Below are 17,190 nucleotides of genomic sequence, written 5' to 3'. Positions count from 1 at the left end.
GGCCCGGCAGAAGCCGGGCGGGTCGTCGTCGTGACGTGGAGCTGCCGGGAATCGAACCCGGGTCCGGTGGCGCCATTCGAGGACTTCTCCGGGCGCAGTCTGCTGTGATTTTCTCGGCCCCCGCACTCACGCAGACAAGGTGCGGACGGGCTCAGTCACCTAGGTGTCCCCGCCGCCCCGGTGACGAGGGCGACGAGCAGTGGCTCTCTAGATGACGTGAGCTACCGGGTCGAGAGCAATCCCGGGCTCACGGACTTCGGGACTCGCTCAGGCGGCGAGGGCGAAGTCGGTGCGCTTGTTATCGGCACCTATAGGTTTGCAGGCACGCGTTCACGAGATGAGCCTGCATCCTCGGCCCGCTTCTCCTCGAAGCACGACCACCGTCGAAACCGATCAGCCCCTATGCATTTGTCAACCAAGGTCTGCCGACCCTGCCGGCCACGAGCAACCCCGTGCCGACGTCCTCCAGTCTAGAGGATCAACCGCCGCGCCCGCGCCGTTATTTCCACAGCCCAGGGCGGGCGCGCGCTCAGCCCAGGAGCTCCTGGTGCCGGATGGCGCGCTGCGCCTCGCGCATGTCCTGCTTCTCGCGGAGCGTCTGCCGCTTGTCGTACTCCTTCTTGCCTCGCGCCAGGGCGATCTCGACCTTGGCACGGCCGTCCAGGAAGTACAGGCTCAACGGGATCAGGGTGTGCCCCTTCTCCCGGGACTTGACGCCGAGCCGGTCGATCTCCTCACGGTGCAGCAGCAGCTTGCGCTTGCGCCGCGGCGCGTGGTTGTTCCAGGTGCCCTGGAAGTACTCCGGGATGTGCACGTTCTCGAGCCAGGCCTCGCCGTGGTCGATCGCGGCGTACCCGTCGAGCAGCGACGCCCGGCCCATCCGCAGCGCCTTCACCTCGGTGCCGGACAGCACGATCCCGGCCTCGACGACGTCCTCGATCACGTAGTCGTGGCGGGCCTTCTTGTTGTTCGCCACGATCGTGCGCGGGTCGCCCTGCTTCTTCTTGGCCCCGCCGTTGGCCCTGGACATGATCTCCTCCTCCCGGGGGGTCGCGGTCTCGCGACGTCCCAGGATACGGGAGCGCGGGCCGACGGCCAGGGCTTTTCCGCGCTCCGCGGACGCCCGTCAGTTCAGCCAGCCGCCCATCGGGTCCGTCGTGCTGCCGTTGACGTACACCTCGAAGTGCAGGTGGCACGCCTCCGCGGTGCCCGTCGAGCCGGAGTAGCCGATCACCTGGCCCTTGTCGACGTACTGGCCCACGTGCACGGTGTCGTACGTCAGGTGCAGGTAACGCGTCATGACGTTGTTGCCGCGGTAGGTGCCGTGGTTGATGAGCACGTTGTTGCCCGGCCCGCTGCCGTAGTAGGCCCGCTCGACGTACCCGCTCTGCGCGGCGTAGATGGGCGTACCGCAGTAGGTCCGGATGTCCGTCCCGGCGTGCAGGCGCCAGTAGTGCAGGATCGGGTGGAACCGCATCCCGTACGAGCTGGTCACCACGTGGTAGTTGGTCGGCCACCCGAGGAACGAGCCGGACGACGGGGACGACGAACCGCCCCCACCGCCACCGCCGCCTCCGCCGGAGCCGCCGCCGCTGCCCCCGGAGGAGCCACCGCCGCCGGAGCCACCGCCCCCGCCGCCGCTGCTCTTCTGCTCGGCGGCAGCCTTGCGACGCGCCTCCTCCTCGGCCTTCCGCCGCTGCTCCTCGAGCCGGGCGTCGCGGGCCTTCTGCTTCTTGATGATCACCTTGAGCTCGGACTCGAGGGTCTGCTGCGCCTGCTCGTTCTGCTTGAGCTCCGCGAGCGCGTTCGCCTTCTGCGACTCGATGGAGGCCTTGAGCGCCTGCTGCTTGGCGATGAGGCGCTCGACCTCGGCCTTCCGGTCCGCGGCCTCGCGCTGCGCCTTCTCGGCCGCGACCACGTTGGCGTCCGCCTCACGCTTGAGGTCGGCGATCGCGGAGCGGATCGCGTCGAGGCGTGCCTGCTGGTTGCGGGCCACCGCCTCGGCGTCCTGCAGGTCCGTGAGGGTGCGCGCCTGGCTGCGCGCCGCCGAGGACGACACGGCGTACTCGGCGAGGAAGTCCTCCGTCGACTGGGCGCCGGTGACGATGCCGATCGTGCTGGTGTCGTCGCCGTTGCGGTAGGCCTGGCGCGCCATCTGCACCACGTCCGCGCGCGCAGCCTCGACCTTGCCCTTGCCTGCGTCGATCTGGTCGGAGACGGACGCCTCCTCCGCCTCCGCGTCGGACAGCCGCTGCGCGAGGATCGCGGCCTTGCGCCGCGCCTCCTCGAGCCGCGCCTCGGCCGCGTCGAGCGCCGCCTGCGCCACCGGCAGCCGGCCCTCGACCTCGTTGAGGTCCAGCACCGCCTGGCGGAACTTGGCGTTGGTGTCCTCGAGCTCCTCCTGGAGGCTGTCGCGCTCGCGCTCCTTCGCGCGCTGCTTCGCCTCCGCCGCCGCCCGCTGGTCGTCGATGTCGTCCGCGGCCGCCGACCGGGCCGTGACGCCCGCCGTCACGGTGGCGGACGTCGTCGCACCGCCGAGCACGAGCACGGCGGCGACGAGCCCGCCCACCACGCGTCGTCCGCGGCCCCGGTCCCGGCCCGGGGTCGTCCCTGGGGTCGTCATCTGCGATCTCACACCCTCGTGTACCGGTTGAGCGTCACCACGGACGACACCACCGCCAGGAGCACGGCGATGCCGATGAGCAGCGGCGCGATGAGGAGGACGTCGCCCACGTCCACGTACGCCACCCAGTCGACGGAGTCCTGCAACCAGTCCGTCACCAGGTACTGGACGGCGAGCCAGAGCCCTCCCACGGCGAGCAGGGCGCCCACCAGCGCGGCGATGGCGCCCTCGAGCATGAACGGCAGCTGCACGAACAGGTTCGACGCGCCGACGAGCCGCATGATGCCCGTCTCCCGACGGCGCGAGACCGCGGACAGCCGGATCGTGGTGGTGATCAGCAGCACGGCGGCCAGCAGCATGACGCCGGCCAGGCCGGCCGCCAGCAGGGACGCCCGCCCGAGCGCGAGGAACAACGGCTCGAACACCTCCCGCTGGTCCTCCACGACCTCGACGCCCGTGCGCCCCTCGAGGACGTCGTCCACCACCTGGTACTGCTCAGGGTCGACCAGCTTGAGCCGGAACGAGGCCTGCATGTCGTCCTCGGTCAGCTGGGTGCCCTGGTACCCGTCCGGGTACATCTTGGTGAAGGCCTTGAACGCGTCCGCCTTGCTCTCGAAGTACGTGGTGGCCACCACGTCGGACAGCTCGGTGTCGATGACGTCACGGAGCGCGTCGACCTGCTCGGGCGTCGCCTCGCCGTCGGCACAGGTCGGCGCGGTGGAACCCTCGGGGCAGAGGAAGACGGAGACCTCGACGAGGTCGTACCAGTCCCCCTTGAGCTTGGTCACCTGGGTCTGCAGCAGCGCGGCCGCGCCCACGAAGGTGAGGGACACGAACGTCACGAGGATCACGGAGATCACCATCGACAGGTTGCGTCGCAGGCCGCCGAGGACCTCGGTGACGACGAACTGGAGCCGCACGCTCAGGCCTCCCGTCCCGCGCGAACGCGCTCGTGCTCGCGCAGCACCTGCTGCACCACCTCGTCGGCGGACGCCGCGGTGGTGGCCGGCGCGGTGGTGGCCGGCGGGGTGGACGGTGCCGACCCCGCGCCTGGCGCTGGTCGAAGCGTCGGGGCGTCTTCCGGACGTACCTCCGGGGTGGGCGAGGGCAACGGTTCGGGCACCTGCACCTCGCCGGCACCGTCCTCCGACGCCTGGGCGCGGGCGGCCGCGGCCTCCGCGGCGCGCTCGGCCTCCAGGTCCGCCGGCTCGGGCGAGACCTGCACCCGCGGCGCGACGGCTCGGGCACCCCGGCCCGGAGCGTCGAGCACCGGCGTCTGGCCCACCTGCGGCAGGATCGACTCCCGCTCGCCGTAGACGGCGTCCACCTCGTCCCGGACCACCGACCCGGTGGACAGCTCGACGACGCGCTTGCGCATCTCGTTGACGATCTCGTCGTCGTGCGTCGCCATGACCACCGTGGTGCCCGTGCGGTTGATCCGGTCGAGCAGGCGCATGATCCCCAGCGAGGTGGTCGGGTCGAGGTTGCCCGTCGGCTCGTCGGCCAGCAGGATCTGCGGCCGGTTCACGAAGGCCCGCGCGATGGCGACCCGCTGCTGCTCGCCGCCGGAGAGCTCGTGCGGCAGCCGCTTCTCCTTGCCGTCGAGGCCCACCATCTCCAGCACCTCGGGCACCGTGGTCCGGATCGTGTGCCGCGGCTTGCCGATCACCTGCAGGGCGAACGCGACGTTCTCGTAGACGGTCTTGTTCGGCAGCAGCCGGAAGTCCTGGAAGACCACCCCGATGCTGCGACGCAGCGACGGCACCTTCCAGCTCGACAGCCGCGACAGGTCACGGCCCGCCACGTACACGCTGCCGCCGGTGGGGCGCTCCTCGCGCAGCACCAGCCGCAGGAACGTGCTCTTGCCCGAGCCGGACGCACCCACGAGGAACACGAACTCGCCCCTCGAGACGTCGACGGAGACGTCGTCGAGCGCAGGCCGCGCCCCTCGGGCATAGACCTTCGAGACGTTCTCGAACCGGATCACGACGTGCCTCTCCCCTGCCAGGTCGACCGTGCGGCACCGGCGTCAGGTCACGTCCGGGCCGGGCCGCCCGATTTCCGAGAGTCGCACCCGGGGAGGAGGGTCACAGGAAGGACACGCCGGTGTGTCCCGGGTCCGGATGGTCGACCGGGGCGACGATGTGGTCGTCCGGTCGCGTCCGGGGCCGTCAGGCGGCGTCGGCGCCGCCGGAGCGACGCCAGCGGATCCCGGCCTCGATGAAGTCGTCGATCGCGCCGTCGAACACGGCCTGCGTGTTGCCCGACTCGTGCTCGGTCCGCAGGTCCTTGACCATCTGGTACGGCTGCAGCACGTACGAGCGCATCTGGTCACCCCAGGTGGCCTTGATGTCGCCCGCGAGCTCCTTCTTCTTCGCGGCCTCCTCCTGCTGCCGGATGAGCAGCAGGCGGGACTGCATGACGCGCAGGGCGGCGGCGCGGTTCTGGATCTGCGACTTCTCGTTCTGCATCGACACGACGGTGCCGGTCGGGATGTGCGTCATGCGCACGGCGGAGTCCGTCGTGTTGACCGACTGGCCGCCCGGGCCGGACGACCGGAACACGTCGATCTTGAGCTCGGACTCGGGGATCTCGATGGAGTCCGTGTGCTCGATGAGCGGCACGACCTCGACGGCGGCGAACGACGTCTGGCGGCGCCCCTGGTTGTCGAACGGCGAGATGCGCACCAGACGGTGGGTGCCGGCCTCCACGGACAGGTTGCCGAACGCGTACGGCGCGTTGACCTCGAACGTCGCCGACTTCAGGCCGGCCTCCTCGGCGTACGAGGTGTCCATGACCTTGGTCGGGTACCCGTGGCGCTCGGCCCAGCGCAGGTACATGCGCATGAGCATCTCGGCGAAGTCGGCGGCGTCGACGCCACCGGCCCCGGCGCGGATGGTGACGACCGCCTCGCGGGCGTCGTACTCGCCAGCCAGCAGGGTCCGGACCTCGAGGGCGTCGAGGTCCTTGCGGATGCCGGCGACCTCCCCCTCGGCCTCGGTCAGCGTGTCCTCGTCCTCCATCTCGAGACCCATCTCGACGAGGGTCTCGACGTCGTCGATGCGCTGGCCCAGGCGCTCGACGCGCTGCAGCTCGTTCTGCGTGGTGGACAGCGCGGACGCGACCTTCTGCCCCTGCTCGGGGTCGTCCCACAGGTCGGGGGCGGACGCCTGCTCGGTCAGGTCGGCGATCTTCGCCTGCAGGGCGGTGGGGTCGCTCACGGCCTCGATGGACTCGAGGGTGGCGCGCAGCGCCTTGATCTCTGCGGGGAAGTCGATGGTGGCCACGAGATTCAAGGTTACCCGCCCGCCGCGGGCGTCAGTCCCCCGGCGGCAGGGTCCGCCCGAACATTCGGGCCGTGTCGCGGGCGCTCGGCGTGCCGGCGTCCGGGTCCGCACCCGCGGCGACGAGCGCCGCGACCACGTCGTCCGCACCCTTGAACACGGCGCCGGCGAGCGGCGACTGGCCCCGGGCGTTGACGCGGTCGACGTCGGCTCCGCGCTCGGCCAGGCCACGCACCAGACCGGCGTGCCCGTGGTAGGCCGCCAGCATGACCAGGGTGTTGCCCTGTGCGTCCGCGTGGTCGACCGGGACCCCGGCGTCGACGAACTCCAGGAGCAGGTCGGCGCCCGCCCGGGCGAGGTCGAACATCTGGTCCAGGTCCACGGGCAGCTTGTCGGCGGTCATGCGCGCGAATCTACCCGCGCGGGGACGTCGCTCCCGTCCGATGCTGGGGCACGAGGAGGTGGTCCGCGATGGCGACGTACCGGTGGCGGGGGCTCGCGTCGGGCAGCGTCGAGCACCTCGACCTCGACCTGCGCGAGGGCGTGCTGCGCGCCCGGTCGCTGGTGGACCTCGGGCCCGAGCGGCTCGAATATGCGATGGAGCTGACGCCCGCGTGGGAGTTCCGGGTGCTGCGGCTGTGGTCCGGCGCGGGTCGGCAGCTCGACCTGGCCCGGGATGCGGACGGGACGTGGCGCGTCGACGGCTCGGAGCGGCCCGACCTGGCCGACGCCGTCGACGTCGACCTGTCCTTCTCCCCGTTCACGAACACGCTGCCGGTCCACCGTCTCGGCCTGGCGGTCGAGGCGGCGGCCGACATCGTCACCGCGTACGTGGACGGCGGCACGTTCGAGGTCACCCTCGACCCGCAGCGGTACACCCGGACCGCCCGCGACCGCTATGTGTACGAGTCCCGCGACGGCGACTTCCTGCGCGAGGTCACCGTGGACGACGACGGGTTCGTCGTCGACTACCCGGGGCTGTTCGTGCGCCTGCCCGGCGGCGGCTGAGCCGGTCAGGCGACGGCGATCTCCGTGCCGGGCCCGAAGACCTCGTGATGGATCCGGTCGGGCGCGACGCCCTGACGCAGGAGACCGGCCTGGACCATCGTCATGAACGGCGCCGGGCCGCAGAGGTAGGCGTCCGCGTCGTGCGGCAGGTCCACCCCGTCGAGGTCGAGGTACCCGGCGCGCAGCCGGTCCTCCACCGGACGCGTGCCCAGGTCTTCGTACCAGCGGTGCAGCTCCGCGGTCGGAAGGTCGTCGACGAGCGCGCGCAGCTCGGCGCGGTGCGCGTGCCGGGCGGGCGACCGGTCGGCGTGCAGCACCACGACCCGGCGCGTGGTGCCCGCGCGGCGCAGGTGGTGCAGGAAGCCGATCATCGGCGTGATCCCGATGCCCGCGGAGACGAGCACGAGCGGGTTCTCGCCGTCGGACAGCGTCAGCTCACCGAACGGCGAGGACACCTCCAGCACGTCGCCCTCGAACACGCCGGCGTGCAGGTGGTTCGACACCTCCCCCGCGGGCGCGAGCCCCGCGAGGTCCGTCCCGCCAGGGGCCGCCTTGACCGAGATGGTCCAGGCATGGGGCGCAGCACCGCCGGTCAGGCTGTACTGGCGCACCTGCCGGGCCCCGTCGGGCAGGGTCACGGCTACGGAGAGGTACTGCCCGGGCCGCGCGTCCGGCAACGGCCCGCCGTCGGGGGCGACGAGCTCGAACGAGACCGTGTCGGGCGACTCCATCACCCGGCGGCGCACCAGGACCTCTCGCCACACGTCGCCGGGAGTCACGCCTGCCTCGGCGTACAGGCCCAGCTCGATCTCGACGAGCGCGTCCGCCATGTCCCAGTAGACCTCGTCCCACGCGGCGGCCACCTCCGGCGTCACGGCGTCGCCGAGCACCTCGACGATCGCGGCGAACAGGTGCTCGTGCACGATCGGGTACTGCTCCGGCAGGATCCCGAGCGACGCGTGCTTGTGCGCGATGCGCGCCAGCACCGTGCGAGGGTCCGGGCCGTCGTCGACGAGGAGCGTCGCGTAGGCGGCGACCGCCCCAGCGAGCGCCCGCTGCTGGTCGCCGCGGACCTGGTTGCCGCGGTTGAACAGGTCGCGCTCCAGCTCGGGGTGGGCGGCGAACATGCGGCGGTAGAAGATCGGCGTGATGTCGCCGATCGCGCCGCCGACCACGGGCAGCGTGGCACGGACGACGGCGGCGGACTGCGGTGTGAGCATGCGGGACTCCTCTGTCTGTTCTTCGGTCGCGTCGCGAGGCCCGGTCGGGACCCGCGGCGGAGGTCTCAGCCGGGCGGCCGCGCTCCGACCCGCGGGAGCAGGTCCCGGGTGGTCAGGGACGCCTCGCCGTCACGGACCGCCAGACGCATCACGTCGTGCAGTCGGAGGTCCGTCGACGTGGTGGGCTGCACCTTCGCAGGCTAGCCAAGTCCGAGGGTGAATCGCCGTGGCGGAAGTGGGGTGCCCGCCCCTCGCGGGCCGGCTCCCGGGGGAGCTCCGACCTCAGCCGGCCTGGGCGGACGACGTCGCCGCGACGGTGAAGCCGCCGCCGACGGAGTCCGTGAACCAGCGGAGCAGCGGCGGGTGGGACGTCGCGGCCAGGCCCACGCGCGCGGTCCGGCCGTCCGGGGACGACGCCTCCACCAGCCGCAGCCCGTCGAGGTTCGCCGACTGTGCCGGATGCGTCGCGAGGTAGTCGTGCACCGACGCCTCGACGTCGGCGGACGTGAGGACGCGCCACCCTTCACCCGCGGACGAGCCCGCCTGGCCGGGCGAGCCTGAGTAGGCCCGCTCGGGCGGGATCGCGTCGGCGGCGTCGGCCGCGAGCGCGTCCGCCAGGTCGTACAGGTGCTTGCGGTCGAGGTGGACCGCCGTGACGGAGGCGACCATGCCGACGATCATCAGCGCCAGGGCGACCACGCCCGCCGTGAGCAGCATGATGCGGCCGTCCTCGCCCGTGCCCTGGTCCTTCCGGTGCCGGTGGGCGCGGTGCACGGTCATGGGCGCGCCTGCCCGTACTCGTCCACCGTGGCGACGTGCGTCGCGGTGACCGGGATCTCCAGGGGCACCCAGCCGCGCAGCGCGGCGGGAACGAACGGCAGCGGCACCACCAGGCGGGTACGGACGGAGACCGACGCGCCGGGTGTCAGGCACGGGTCCGCCGAGCACTCGAGGGAGACGGACCCGTCCGTCGTCGCGAAGCCCTGGTCGGCGAACGCGATGCCGGCGGCGGCCCGCGCGCGCTGGCCGCCGGCCGCGGACGAGTCGGCCGTCACCATCGCCCGGCCCGCCTCCCGCGCCGCGCCCTCGACCGCGAACGCTCCCGCCTGGACCTGCGCGACCGTCAGCACGAGGTAGACCAGCGGCACCAGCAGCAGCACCGCGGTGCCGAGGAACTCGACGAGCGCGGCGCCGGACTCCGGGTCGGATCCGGACTCGGGGTCAGATCTGGCCTCGGGGTCAGACCCGGCCCCGAGGTCGGGGGCTCGGGCGGGGGCGGTCCCGCCGGAGAGCCGGGCGGTCATGCCTCCTCCAACGCGTGCCCCCGCAGGGTGAGGACACCCGACGGGCCGAGCAGCCCCACCACGGGAAGGGGAACCCGCACCGTCACCTCGACCACGTCCAGGCCGTCCTGCACCGTGCTGCGTGCGGACACGTCACCGGCGTAGCGGCTGCTGAGCGCCGCGGCGAGGAGCTCACGCGTACGGACGGCCCCGCCGGCGAGGTCCTGGTCGGCACGGGCCGCCACACGGGCACCCTCGGCCGCGGCGTCGACCGCCAGCGCCCGCACGTGCAGCGCGAACGCCAGCTGCACCACGCCGAGGAAGAGGGCGAGCACCAGGGCGGCGACCATGACGAACTCGGCGACCGCCGACCCGGCCTCGTCGTCTGACTGCTCCGGGGCGACCCGGCACGGCATCACCGGTGCTCGCCGGCGACCGGCGGGGCCCACCCCGGGCGGGGGATGAGGCAGAACGGGTGCCCGGCAGGATCGGCGTAGACGTCGCCCTCCCCCGCGCCCGGCGCGGCGGCGGTGAGGCGTCGTGCGCCGAGGGCCAGCACCTGGCGATGGGCGGCGGGCACGTCGTCGACCATGACGTCCAGGTGCATCTGCTGCGGCCTTCGCGGGTCGCCCCAGTCCGGCGCCTGATGGTCGGGCGCGCGCTGGAACGCCAGCCCGGAGTGCCGGTCGCTGCGCGAGACCACGACGAAGTCGTCGTCCGCGTACGTGATCTCCTCGCCGAGGACCGCCGCCCAGAACTCTGCGAGCGCCCGCGGTTCGGGGCAGTCGACGATCAGATGGTGCAGTCGCCCGATCGCCATCTCATCGTCCCGTCACGCTCGAGATCGCCTGCGTGAACGCGTTCTCCAGGAGGGGCCCGGCGATCGCCCAGAGCGCGACGACCAGACCTGCCGTCATCAGGGTGACGAGCACCCAGCCCGGCACGTCACCGCGCTCGGGGTCGTCCGGTGCGGGGCGCTCGTGCGAGTGCTTCGTGGTCTGGTCGTGCTGCATGGTCGTCCTTTCGGTGGCACCGCGGGTCGGCGGTGGGTTCGGTGGCAGGTGGTCGACGACTGGTGGCGGGCCGGTGGCCGGTGCGACCGGTCAGAATCCGATCTGGAGGGTGGCGAGCGAGGGGAACACGGCGAAGACGACGGTGACCGGGAGGATGAGGAAGACGACAGGGACGAGCATCGCGACCTCCTTCTTGCCGCCGGCCTCCATGAGGGCACGCCTGCCGGACTCCCGCACGTCTTGTGCCTGCGCCCGGAGGACGTCGGCGAGCGGGGTGCCGCGTTCCATGGCGACGGCCACTCCTTCGGCGAACCGGGTGAGGGAGGGCAGGCCGGTGCGGTCGGCCATCACGGTGAGCGCGACGGCGATCGGTGCGCCGGCGCGCACGTCGGCGAGCATGGTCGCGATCTCGCCGGAGAGCTCGCCGCGCGCCGTCGAGGCCACTCGTTCGAGGGCGGGCACCGGGCCTTCCCCGGCGGTCACCGCGAGGGCGAGCAGCTCGGCGCTCGTGGGGAACTCGGCCAGCATCCGTTCCTCACGGCGGCGCACGGCGCGGCTGAGCCACTGGTCGCACAGCACGAAGCCACCCGCCCCGCACAGCAGCACGAGCGCCGCGAGCGGCACCGGCGAGGAGCCCCGGGTCGTGGCGAGCACGAGCGCCAGCACGAGGCCGGCCGCCAGCCCGAGGGCGGCCGAGACGACCTGCCGGGTACGGAACGCCTCGACGCTCTCCGTCCAGCCCGCACGGTCCAGACGTCGTCGGACGTCTGCGCGCGTGGAGCCGAGCCGCTCGAACCAGTGCGAGGCGTCGGCGACCCAGGGGGCGAGCAACCGCTCGATCACCGGGAACGGCGTGCGGACCGGCTGCTCGCGCAGCAGGCCGGAGGTCGCGTCGCGGGGGCGGAGCGCCGGGGCGAGGCGTTGGTCGAGCGTGATGCGCCGTGCGCGCAGCCCCCCGACCACCAGCAGGAGGCCGATGCCGCCGAGCAAGCCCAACAGGGCTCCGGTCACGGAGAAGGACAGGCTCGTCATCGCAGCACCCGCCCCTCCTCGGGGAGGCGACCGAGACGGCGCATCAACCAGTAGGCCACGGCGGACGTCCCCGCCCCTGCCGCGAGGACGGCGACGCCCGCGGCCGAGTCGTACGCCTGCGCGGTCTCCGGCCGGGAAGCGAGGAACGCCAGCACCACCCACGGGCCCGCAGCAGCCAGGCGAGCCCCATTCACCGTCCACGACTGGCGCGCCTCGAGCTCCCCGCGCGTGCGGGCGTCCTCGCGCAAGAACGACGACAGGGTGCGCAGCAGGCGTCCCAGGTCGGTACCACCGACTTCGCGGGTGAGCCGTAGCGCCTCGACGATCCGGTCGGCGACAGGGTCCGCGAGACGGGCCTTGAGCAGGTCCAGGCAGTCGCCGAAGCGTCCGGTCGCCCGGTAGTCCGCCGCGAAGCGGGCGAACGGCTCGCGCAGCTCCACCGGGCCGCGCTCGGCGAGCTGGGCGAGCGCCTCGGGGAGCGACAGGCCGGCGCGCACGCCGGACGCGAGGTGGTCGACCACCTCGGGCCAGACGTCGCGCAGGTCCAGCCGGCGCCGGCGCGCGCGGACCCGGACGAGGGCCTCAGGTGCGACGGCGGCCATCAGGGCGAAGCAGGCGGAGATGGCCGGGGACCGCGTCAGCGCGAACCCGGCGAGCAGCACGAACAGCCCGGCCGTGGCACTGAGCCACCACAGAGCCGCCGGGGTGACCGACGGTGCCCCCGCCTGGACCAGCAGGTCCTGGACGGCCACGACTCGGCCCGCGCGGCGGCGCGGGCGCCCGGTCGGCTCCCAGAACGACAGCCACACGCACGCGAGACCCGCCCCGAGCAGGAGGCCGACCACCACTCCCATCAACGTCCGCCCGTCAGGAGAGCGCGAACGTCGACCCCGACCCGTGCGAACCGCTCCGCACCGGGCGGGAAGCCGTCGCCGCGCACGAGGTCACCGCCCTGCTCGGCGGGCAGCCGGTGGAACAGCCCGGCGGTCTCGACGCGGTCGGCCTCGACGCGGCCCGTCACGGCCACGATCTCCCGCACCTGACGTGCGCCGTCCGCCGCGACGTCGAGGTGCACCACCACGTCGATCGCGGACGCCACGGTGGGCACCACGAAGCGATCGGACACGTTCTCGCCCGCCAGGAGGGGAAGCGTGCACATCTTGGTGACCGCTTCGCGGGCCGAGTTGGCGTGCACCGTACACATGCCCGGGATCCCGGCGTTGAGCGCCACGAGCATGTCGAAGCTCTCCGCCTCGCGCACCTCGCCGATGACGATGCGGTCCGGCCGCATCCGCAGCGCCTCCTTCACGAGGCGGCGCAACGGGATCTCGCCGGTGCCCTCGAGGCTGGGCTGGCGGCACTGCATCGCGACGTGGTCGCGGGCGGCGAAACGGACCTCGAAGACCTCCTCGCACGAGATGACCCGCTGGCCGGCCGGGATGGAGCCTGCGAGCGCGTTGAGCATCGTCGTCTTGCCTGCCTGCGTCGCCCCGGAGACGAGGACGTTCAGGCCTGCCCGCACGGCCGCGTCGAGGAACGCTGCGGCGTGCGACGTGAGGGAGCCGAGCCGCACCAGGTGGTCCAGGTGGTCCGCCCGTACCAGGTGCTTGCGGATGTTCACGGCCATGTGCTCACGCGTGACATCGGGGATGACCACGTGCAGGCGTTCGCCGCCCGGCAGCGACGCGTCCACGAACGGGCTGCTGAGGTCGAGCCGACGCCCGGACGCCTTGAGCATCCGCTCCACGAGGTCGCGCACCTGTCCCGTCGTGAGGAGCGTCGTCGTCAGCTCGGGCACCCCGCGTCGGGCGACGAACACCTTGGCGGGTGCGTTGATCCAGATCTCCTCGACCTCCGGGTCGTCGACATAGCGCTGCAGCGGGCCGAGGCCACCGAGGGAGTCGGCCACGGCCCGGGCCGCCTCCTGCGGATCCATGAGAGGAGGCACGATGCCCCGTGTGGCGCGGTCGGCGTAGTCCGCCACCGCCTCGGAGACGAGGCGTTCGAGCCCTGCGCGGTCGCGGACGGGGTCGAGCGCGCGCCGGCGCACCAGCTCGCGGACCTCGTACTCGAGGATCGCGGCGGCGCCGGTGGGCGCCAGGGCGTCGTTCGGCACTGATCTCCCTCTCGTCGAATGGCCGCACCCGGCGGCGAATGCTGCCCCAGATTAGACATTCCGAGCGGCCACTCGCGGGCCCCTGTGGATAAACGAACTCGCGTGACGCTCCGCCGGCGAATGACCACCGAGACGCCCATTTCGACGACGTGTGAACAATCTGAAAAGTGGAATTGATATTGAGGGGCATGCGTCGACTTCCGTGACGCGCGCGCCCAGGGTCGCTGTGCCGGGTTTCCTTTACACGGCGTGCGCCACCCCTCCGCCATCAGCGAGAGCACCCCGCCGCTCGGTCAGCATTCCTCCTGAAACGTCCAGGCGATGTCTGTCTGGGCAATCTGGTGCCGTGCTCCGTCAGAGCTGTAGGTGACCCGGGTCGCCGTGAACGATCCGCCCGAAGCATCGGGCGTCAGGAACGTGAAGAAGCTGTACATGCCGCCGGGCTCGATCTCGGCACCGACCGCATCCCGCCGCTCGTCCCACAGCCAGTTCTCCCCGGCCTTCGGCACAGGCAGTCCGATGCCGAACAAGGCTTCCTGCGCGTCGCCCTGCAGGGCGAGATCGGTGACGTAGGCACCATCGAGCTCGACGCCGTCCGCGTCCACGAGATCGACGCGGGTGATCACGACCGTGTCGCCACCGGTGTTCTCGAGGATGAGCTCACCGTCCGACTGCACGGGTTTGCTGGTCGGGCCACAGTTCATGGTGGCGTTGGTCGACAGGTCGATCGGCCCGTTGTTGGCGCCGACTGAGAGCGTGCAACCCGACAGCGCCACGACGACTGCGAGAAGGATGACACCACCGGGGCGCGTCAGCCGGCGGCCCGCGCCGTCACGCTCGGCCCGCGCCGTGCCTGTGTCCATCTTGGAGTCAGCACTGGCGTCGGCGTCGTCTCGCGCGAAATCCGGACCTGCGGCCGAAGCGCGCCGCCGGGCCCACCAGTTCAGGACGGCGGACAGCACGAGCAGGACGGCGATGCAGGACGTCTCCATCGCCCCGGGATTACCCCAGTTGATCGCGACAGCCGCGACCATCGCGACGGCTGCGACGGTTCGCGCCACGTCGTCGAACGTCATGCGCTCTCCCTTCAGAAGGTGTCGTCACTGCGACGTGCAGCACATCCCGGGCCCCGGCTCATCGGCTCGGATCGCGACTGCGCCAGGAATGGCGCTTGAGTATCAGCGCACTGCGCCTATGCACCCCCGTCAGGCGCCGCCTGAGCGTCCAGCGACCGAGTTCGAGTGAGCCACGCCCACGCTGCGCCTGCACGTCGAGGCGACCTACGTGCAAACTCTGCACAACGACTTCAGTCCGGGAGCCCCGGATGTAGAATTCTCCGCGCGTACCCATAATTCTTTGCAAAGCAACCTCCATTGCGCACGAATTTCAAATAAGCAAGCCCTTCCAGATTGTCGAGAAATCACGCCCCTTTCCTGGCAGTCGATCTCTGCTCTCCAGATAGGTGGATCCCGCTCTGCCGTCGACGCGGGTGGGCCCGGGGACACGCTCCTGCCGCCCCTGGCCCACTCGATACGATCTCCAGCCAGCGGAGCGCCGCGGGGCCTGTGAGCGCGGCCGCTGCGCCCCCCTGCCCGAGAGCTAGGGTCGAGCCATGCCGACCTCTCCCCCGCCCGGCCGCTGGACCGATGTCGCGCGCGCGACAGGACTGCTCGGCGCGGACGACGCCGTCGCGCAGACGATCTTCGCCGAGATGACGTCGCTCGCCGCGCGCACGGGCGCGATCAACCTGGGCCAGGGCTTCCCCGACGTCGACGGGCCGGAGTTCATCCGGTCGGCAGCCAAGGACGCGATCGACGCCGGTCGCAACCAGTACGCACCGGGCGACGGCGCGCCCGAGCTGCGCCGCGCGATCGCGGACCACCAGCGCCGCCACTACGGCCTCGACGTCGACCCGGACTCCCAGGTGCTGGTCACCACCGGCGCCACCGAGGCGATCGCCACGGCGCTCCTCGCGCTCGTCGGACCGGGGGACGAGGTCATCACGCTCGAACCGTTCTACGACTCGCACGCCGCGGGGATCGCGCTGGCCGGCGCGACGCACGTGCCGGTGCCGCTGACCGCCGACGACTTCCGGCTCGACGCCGCCGCCCTGCGCGCCGCCGTCACCCCGCGCACGCGGCTCATCGTCCTCAACACCCCGCACAACCCCACGGGCACCGTGCTCACGCGCGTCGAGCTGGAGCAGGTCGCCGCCGTCGCGCGCGACGCCGACCTGCTGGTCCTCACCGACGAGGTCTACGAGCACCTCGTGTTCGACGACGCCACCCACGTGCCGATCGCCACCCTGCCCGGCATGGGCGAACGCACGCTCACCGTGTCCTCCAGCGGCAAGACGTTCAGCCTCACCGGCTGGAAGGTGGGCTGGGTGCACGGTCCGGCGGAGCTCGTCACCGCGGTGCGCACGGTCAAGCAGTTCGTCACCTACACCTCGGGCGCCCCCTTCCAGCCCGCCATCGCCCAGGCGCTCGACGACGACGCCGCCCCACGCGCCCTCGCGGCGTCGCTCGCCTCCCGCCGCGACCTGCTGTGCGAGGGGCTGACGGCCGCCGGCCTCGACGTCGTCGTCCCCCAGGGCACGTATTTCGTGGTGGCCGACGGGCAGCATCTTGCCGAGCGACTCGGTGTCACAGACGGGCACGAGCTGTCCCGGCGGCTGCCGGAGCTCGCAGGGGTGGTGGGCATTCCCGTGTCCGCGTTCTGCCGCACCGGCTCCCCCACGGCGAGCGCTCTCGTGGCGCGCGTGCGGTTCACGTTCGTCAAGCGCGAGGACGTGCTGCGCGAGGCGGTCGAGCGACTCCACCGGCTCCCGCGCTAGCCCGCACTACCTCGCGCCACTCCGCTCTACCTGGGCAGTTCGCGTGCTACCTCGGCAGCCGTGGCACTACCTCGGCATGGGTGGCACTACCTCAGCGGCGTGCGTGCTACCTCGGCACGGTGGGGAGCAGCTCGGCTCGGGAGGTCAGAGCGCGGGCAGCACCAGGCTGACTGCGACGACCAGCATGATGGCCGCGACGACGGCGTCCACGACGCGCCAGGCGCCCGGCCGTGCGAGCACGGGGGCCAGCAGCCGCGCACCGTACCCGAGGCCGACGAACCACAGCACGCTGGAGACCATCGCCCCGGCGGTGAACAGCCAGCGCGCGTCGCCGTGCGACGCGGCGAGCGACCCCTGCAGCACCACCGTGTCGAGGTACACGTGCGGGTTCAGCCAGGTGAGCGCGAGGGCCGTGAGCAGCACGGGCCGCACCCGCCGGCCGGCGTCGGGGACGCTGCGGTCAGTCGCCGCCTCCAGGCCGGCCTCGTCGCCTCGCCAGGCCCGCCGGGCGGCGAGGGCCCCGTAGCCGAGGACGACGACGGCACCTGCCCAGCGCGCGACCTCCACCACGGCCGGGTGGCTCACGACCAGCGCACCGAGCCCCGCGGTCCCCGCCGCGTACAGGAGCAGGTCGGAGGCGGCGCAGACGGCGACGACGACGCCGACGTGCTCACGGCGCACGCCCTGGCGCAGCACGAAGGCGTTCTGCGCGCCGATGGCGACGATGAGCGAGAGGCCGAAGGCGAGGCCGGCGAGGACGGTGAGCACGCGACGA

General features: G+C 72.2%; 19 protein-coding genes, 1 other RNA gene and 1 pseudogene. 2 read left to right on the top strand and 19 right to left on the bottom strand.

What is annotated here, in order from left to right; all coding sequences use genetic code 11:
• Window positions 1–33: 33 nt before the first annotated feature.
• From ssrA to ACWGKI_RS12855, 7 genes and pseudogenes are all read right to left on the bottom strand, one after another.
• Window positions 34–401: a transfer-messenger RNA gene (gene ssrA / locus ACWGKI_RS12885) on the bottom strand.
• A 128-nt stretch (window positions 402–529) separates the two neighbouring features.
• On the bottom strand, window positions 530–1,030 hold the full coding sequence (smpB, locus tag ACWGKI_RS12880; RefSeq protein WP_380243402.1) for an SsrA-binding protein SmpB: 501 nt from the start codon (window positions 1,028–1,030) through the stop codon (window positions 530–532).
• Between the two features lie 96 nt (window positions 1,031–1,126).
• A complete protein-coding gene (locus ACWGKI_RS12875; RefSeq protein ID WP_452187465.1) occupies window positions 1,127–2,623 on the bottom strand; it encodes a peptidoglycan DD-metalloendopeptidase family protein in 1,497 nt (498 codons plus the stop codon).
• An 8-nt stretch (window positions 2,624–2,631) separates the two neighbouring features.
• Window positions 2,632–3,543, bottom strand: coding sequence for a permease-like cell division protein FtsX (ftsX, locus tag ACWGKI_RS12870; RefSeq protein ID WP_380243400.1), 912 nt, complete (start codon window positions 3,541–3,543; stop codon window positions 2,632–2,634).
• Window positions 3,544–3,932: 389 nt separating this feature from the next.
• Window positions 3,933–4,610 (bottom strand): annotated as a pseudogene (gene ftsE / locus ACWGKI_RS12865) (cell division ATP-binding protein FtsE); the annotation flags it as partial.
• Window positions 4,611–4,794: 184 nt separating this feature from the next.
• Window positions 4,795–5,910: a peptide chain release factor 2 gene (gene prfB / locus ACWGKI_RS12860; RefSeq protein ID WP_380243399.1), complete on the bottom strand. Its 1,116-nt coding sequence runs from the start codon at window positions 5,908–5,910 to the stop codon at window positions 4,795–4,797.
• Window positions 5,911–5,941: 31 nt separating this feature from the next.
• Entirely contained in the window at window positions 5,942–6,310 is a 369-nt protein-coding gene (locus ACWGKI_RS12855; protein WP_452187462.1) for an ankyrin repeat domain-containing protein, read from the bottom strand.
• Between the two features lie 68 nt (window positions 6,311–6,378).
• Here ACWGKI_RS12855 and ACWGKI_RS12850 point away from each other — a divergent pair, with 68 nt between their 5' ends.
• Window positions 6,379–6,915 (top strand): putative glycolipid-binding domain-containing protein, encoded by a 537-nt coding sequence (locus ACWGKI_RS12850; RefSeq protein WP_452187460.1) that lies wholly within the window; start codon window positions 6,379–6,381, stop codon window positions 6,913–6,915.
• Window positions 6,916–6,920: 5 nt separating this feature from the next.
• Here the strand turns inward: ACWGKI_RS12850 and ACWGKI_RS12845 are convergent, their stop codons facing one another.
• The 11 genes from ACWGKI_RS12845 to ACWGKI_RS12795 all read right to left on the bottom strand — a co-directional run bounded on the left by ACWGKI_RS12845 (window position 6,921) and on the right by ACWGKI_RS12795 (window position 14,655).
• On the bottom strand, window positions 6,921–8,135 hold the full coding sequence (locus ACWGKI_RS12845; protein WP_452187458.1) for a globin domain-containing protein: 1,215 nt from the start codon (window positions 8,133–8,135) through the stop codon (window positions 6,921–6,923).
• 65 nt (window positions 8,136–8,200) lie between these two features.
• Window positions 8,201–8,326, bottom strand: coding sequence for a hypothetical protein (locus ACWGKI_RS12840; protein ID WP_452187456.1), 126 nt, complete (start codon window positions 8,324–8,326; stop codon window positions 8,201–8,203).
• A gap of 91 nt (window positions 8,327–8,417) precedes the next feature.
• Complete coding sequence (locus ACWGKI_RS12835) at window positions 8,418–8,915, bottom strand: hypothetical protein (protein ID WP_452187454.1); 498 nt, start codon at window positions 8,913–8,915, stop codon at window positions 8,418–8,420.
• Window positions 8,912–9,439, bottom strand: coding sequence for a pilus assembly protein (locus ACWGKI_RS12830; RefSeq protein WP_452187452.1), 528 nt, complete (start codon window positions 9,437–9,439; stop codon window positions 8,912–8,914). The genes ACWGKI_RS12835 and ACWGKI_RS12830 overlap by 4 nt, the downstream gene beginning before the upstream one ends.
• Window positions 9,436–9,834: a TadE family protein gene (locus tag ACWGKI_RS12825; protein WP_380243392.1), complete on the bottom strand. Its 399-nt coding sequence runs from the start codon at window positions 9,832–9,834 to the stop codon at window positions 9,436–9,438. Before ACWGKI_RS12825 ends, ACWGKI_RS12830 begins: the two co-directional genes overlap by 4 nt.
• The gene (locus ACWGKI_RS12820; protein ID WP_452187450.1) at window positions 9,834–10,238 is read right to left on the bottom strand and encodes a VOC family protein; all 405 of its coding nucleotides are present in this window, start codon (window positions 10,236–10,238) and stop codon (window positions 9,834–9,836) included. Before ACWGKI_RS12820 ends, ACWGKI_RS12825 begins: the two co-directional genes overlap by 1 nt.
• Window position 10,239: 1 nt before the next feature.
• The gene (locus ACWGKI_RS12815; protein ID WP_380243390.1) at window positions 10,240–10,431 is read right to left on the bottom strand and encodes a hypothetical protein; all 192 of its coding nucleotides are present in this window, start codon (window positions 10,429–10,431) and stop codon (window positions 10,240–10,242) included.
• Between the two features lie 90 nt (window positions 10,432–10,521).
• On the bottom strand, window positions 10,522–11,463 hold the full coding sequence (locus ACWGKI_RS12810) for a type II secretion system F family protein (protein WP_452187448.1): 942 nt from the start codon (window positions 11,461–11,463) through the stop codon (window positions 10,522–10,524).
• Window positions 11,460–12,317 carry a type II secretion system F family protein gene (locus ACWGKI_RS12805; RefSeq protein ID WP_452187446.1) on the bottom strand — a complete coding sequence of 286 codons (858 nt, stop codon included), beginning with the start codon at window positions 12,315–12,317 and terminating at the stop codon, window positions 11,460–11,462. The genes ACWGKI_RS12810 and ACWGKI_RS12805 overlap by 4 nt, the downstream gene beginning before the upstream one ends.
• A complete protein-coding gene (locus tag ACWGKI_RS12800) occupies window positions 12,317–13,579 on the bottom strand; it encodes a CpaF family protein (protein WP_452187444.1) in 1,263 nt (420 codons plus the stop codon). Before ACWGKI_RS12800 ends, ACWGKI_RS12805 begins: the two co-directional genes overlap by 1 nt.
• Window positions 13,580–13,872: 293 nt before the next feature.
• Window positions 13,873–14,655: a hypothetical protein gene (locus ACWGKI_RS12795; RefSeq protein ID WP_452187442.1), complete on the bottom strand. Its 783-nt coding sequence runs from the start codon at window positions 14,653–14,655 to the stop codon at window positions 13,873–13,875.
• A 536-nt stretch (window positions 14,656–15,191) separates the two neighbouring features.
• Between ACWGKI_RS12795 and ACWGKI_RS12790 the strand changes: the two genes are divergently transcribed.
• Entirely contained in the window at window positions 15,192–16,415 is a 1,224-nt protein-coding gene (locus ACWGKI_RS12790) for a pyridoxal phosphate-dependent aminotransferase (protein WP_452187441.1), read from the top strand.
• Window positions 16,416–16,559: 144 nt separating this feature from the next.
• On the opposite strand, the gene ACWGKI_RS12785 is transcribed toward ACWGKI_RS12790, so the two are convergent.
• Window positions 16,560–17,183, bottom strand: a complete 624-nt coding sequence (locus ACWGKI_RS12785) for a LysE/ArgO family amino acid transporter (RefSeq protein ID WP_452187439.1) — start codon at window positions 17,181–17,183, stop codon at window positions 16,560–16,562.
• Window positions 17,184–17,190: the final 7 nt, after the last annotated feature.

This window comes from Isoptericola sp. NPDC055881 (assembly GCF_053615895.1).
The sequence above is the reverse complement of the archived record's forward strand: the minus strand, read 5'-3'. Positions and strand labels throughout refer to the sequence as shown.

Bases quoted from the DNA above. Each gene is read 5' to 3' on its own strand.
- smpB (WP_380243402.1), bottom strand. From the start codon at position 1,030: ATGTCCAGGGCCAACGGCGGGGCCAAGAAGAAGCAGGGCGACCCGCGC.
- ACWGKI_RS12830 (WP_452187452.1), bottom strand. From the start codon at position 9,439: ATGACCGCCCGGCTCTCCGGCGGGACCGCCCCCGCCCGAGCCCCCGAC.
- ACWGKI_RS12825 (WP_380243392.1), bottom strand. From the start codon at position 9,834: ATGCCGTGCCGGGTCGCCCCGGAGCAGTCAGACGACGAGGCCGGGTCG.
- ACWGKI_RS12875 (WP_452187465.1), bottom strand. From the start codon at position 2,623: ATGACGACCCCAGGGACGACCCCGGGCCGGGACCGGGGCCGCGGACGA.
- ACWGKI_RS12805 (WP_452187446.1), bottom strand. From the start codon at position 12,317: ATGGGAGTGGTGGTCGGCCTCCTGCTCGGGGCGGGTCTCGCGTGCGTG.
- ACWGKI_RS12820 (WP_452187450.1), bottom strand. From the start codon at position 10,238: ATGGCGATCGGGCGACTGCACCATCTGATCGTCGACTGCCCCGAACCG.
- ACWGKI_RS12845 (WP_452187458.1), bottom strand. From the start codon at position 8,135: ATGCTCACACCGCAGTCCGCCGCCGTCGTCCGTGCCACGCTGCCCGTG.
- ACWGKI_RS12810 (WP_452187448.1), bottom strand. From the start codon at position 11,463: ATGACGAGCCTGTCCTTCTCCGTGACCGGAGCCCTGTTGGGCTTGCTC.
- ACWGKI_RS12815 (WP_380243390.1), bottom strand. From the start codon at position 10,431: ATGCAGCACGACCAGACCACGAAGCACTCGCACGAGCGCCCCGCACCG.
- ACWGKI_RS12835 (WP_452187454.1), bottom strand. From the start codon at position 8,915: ATGACCGTGCACCGCGCCCACCGGCACCGGAAGGACCAGGGCACGGGC.
- ACWGKI_RS12850 (WP_452187460.1), top strand. From the start codon at position 6,379: ATGGCGACGTACCGGTGGCGGGGGCTCGCGTCGGGCAGCGTCGAGCAC.
- ACWGKI_RS12790 (WP_452187441.1), top strand. From the start codon at position 15,192: ATGCCGACCTCTCCCCCGCCCGGCCGCTGGACCGATGTCGCGCGCGCG.
- ACWGKI_RS12795 (WP_452187442.1), bottom strand. From the start codon at position 14,655: ATGACGTTCGACGACGTGGCGCGAACCGTCGCAGCCGTCGCGATGGTC.
- ACWGKI_RS12855 (WP_452187462.1), bottom strand. From the start codon at position 6,310: ATGACCGCCGACAAGCTGCCCGTGGACCTGGACCAGATGTTCGACCTC.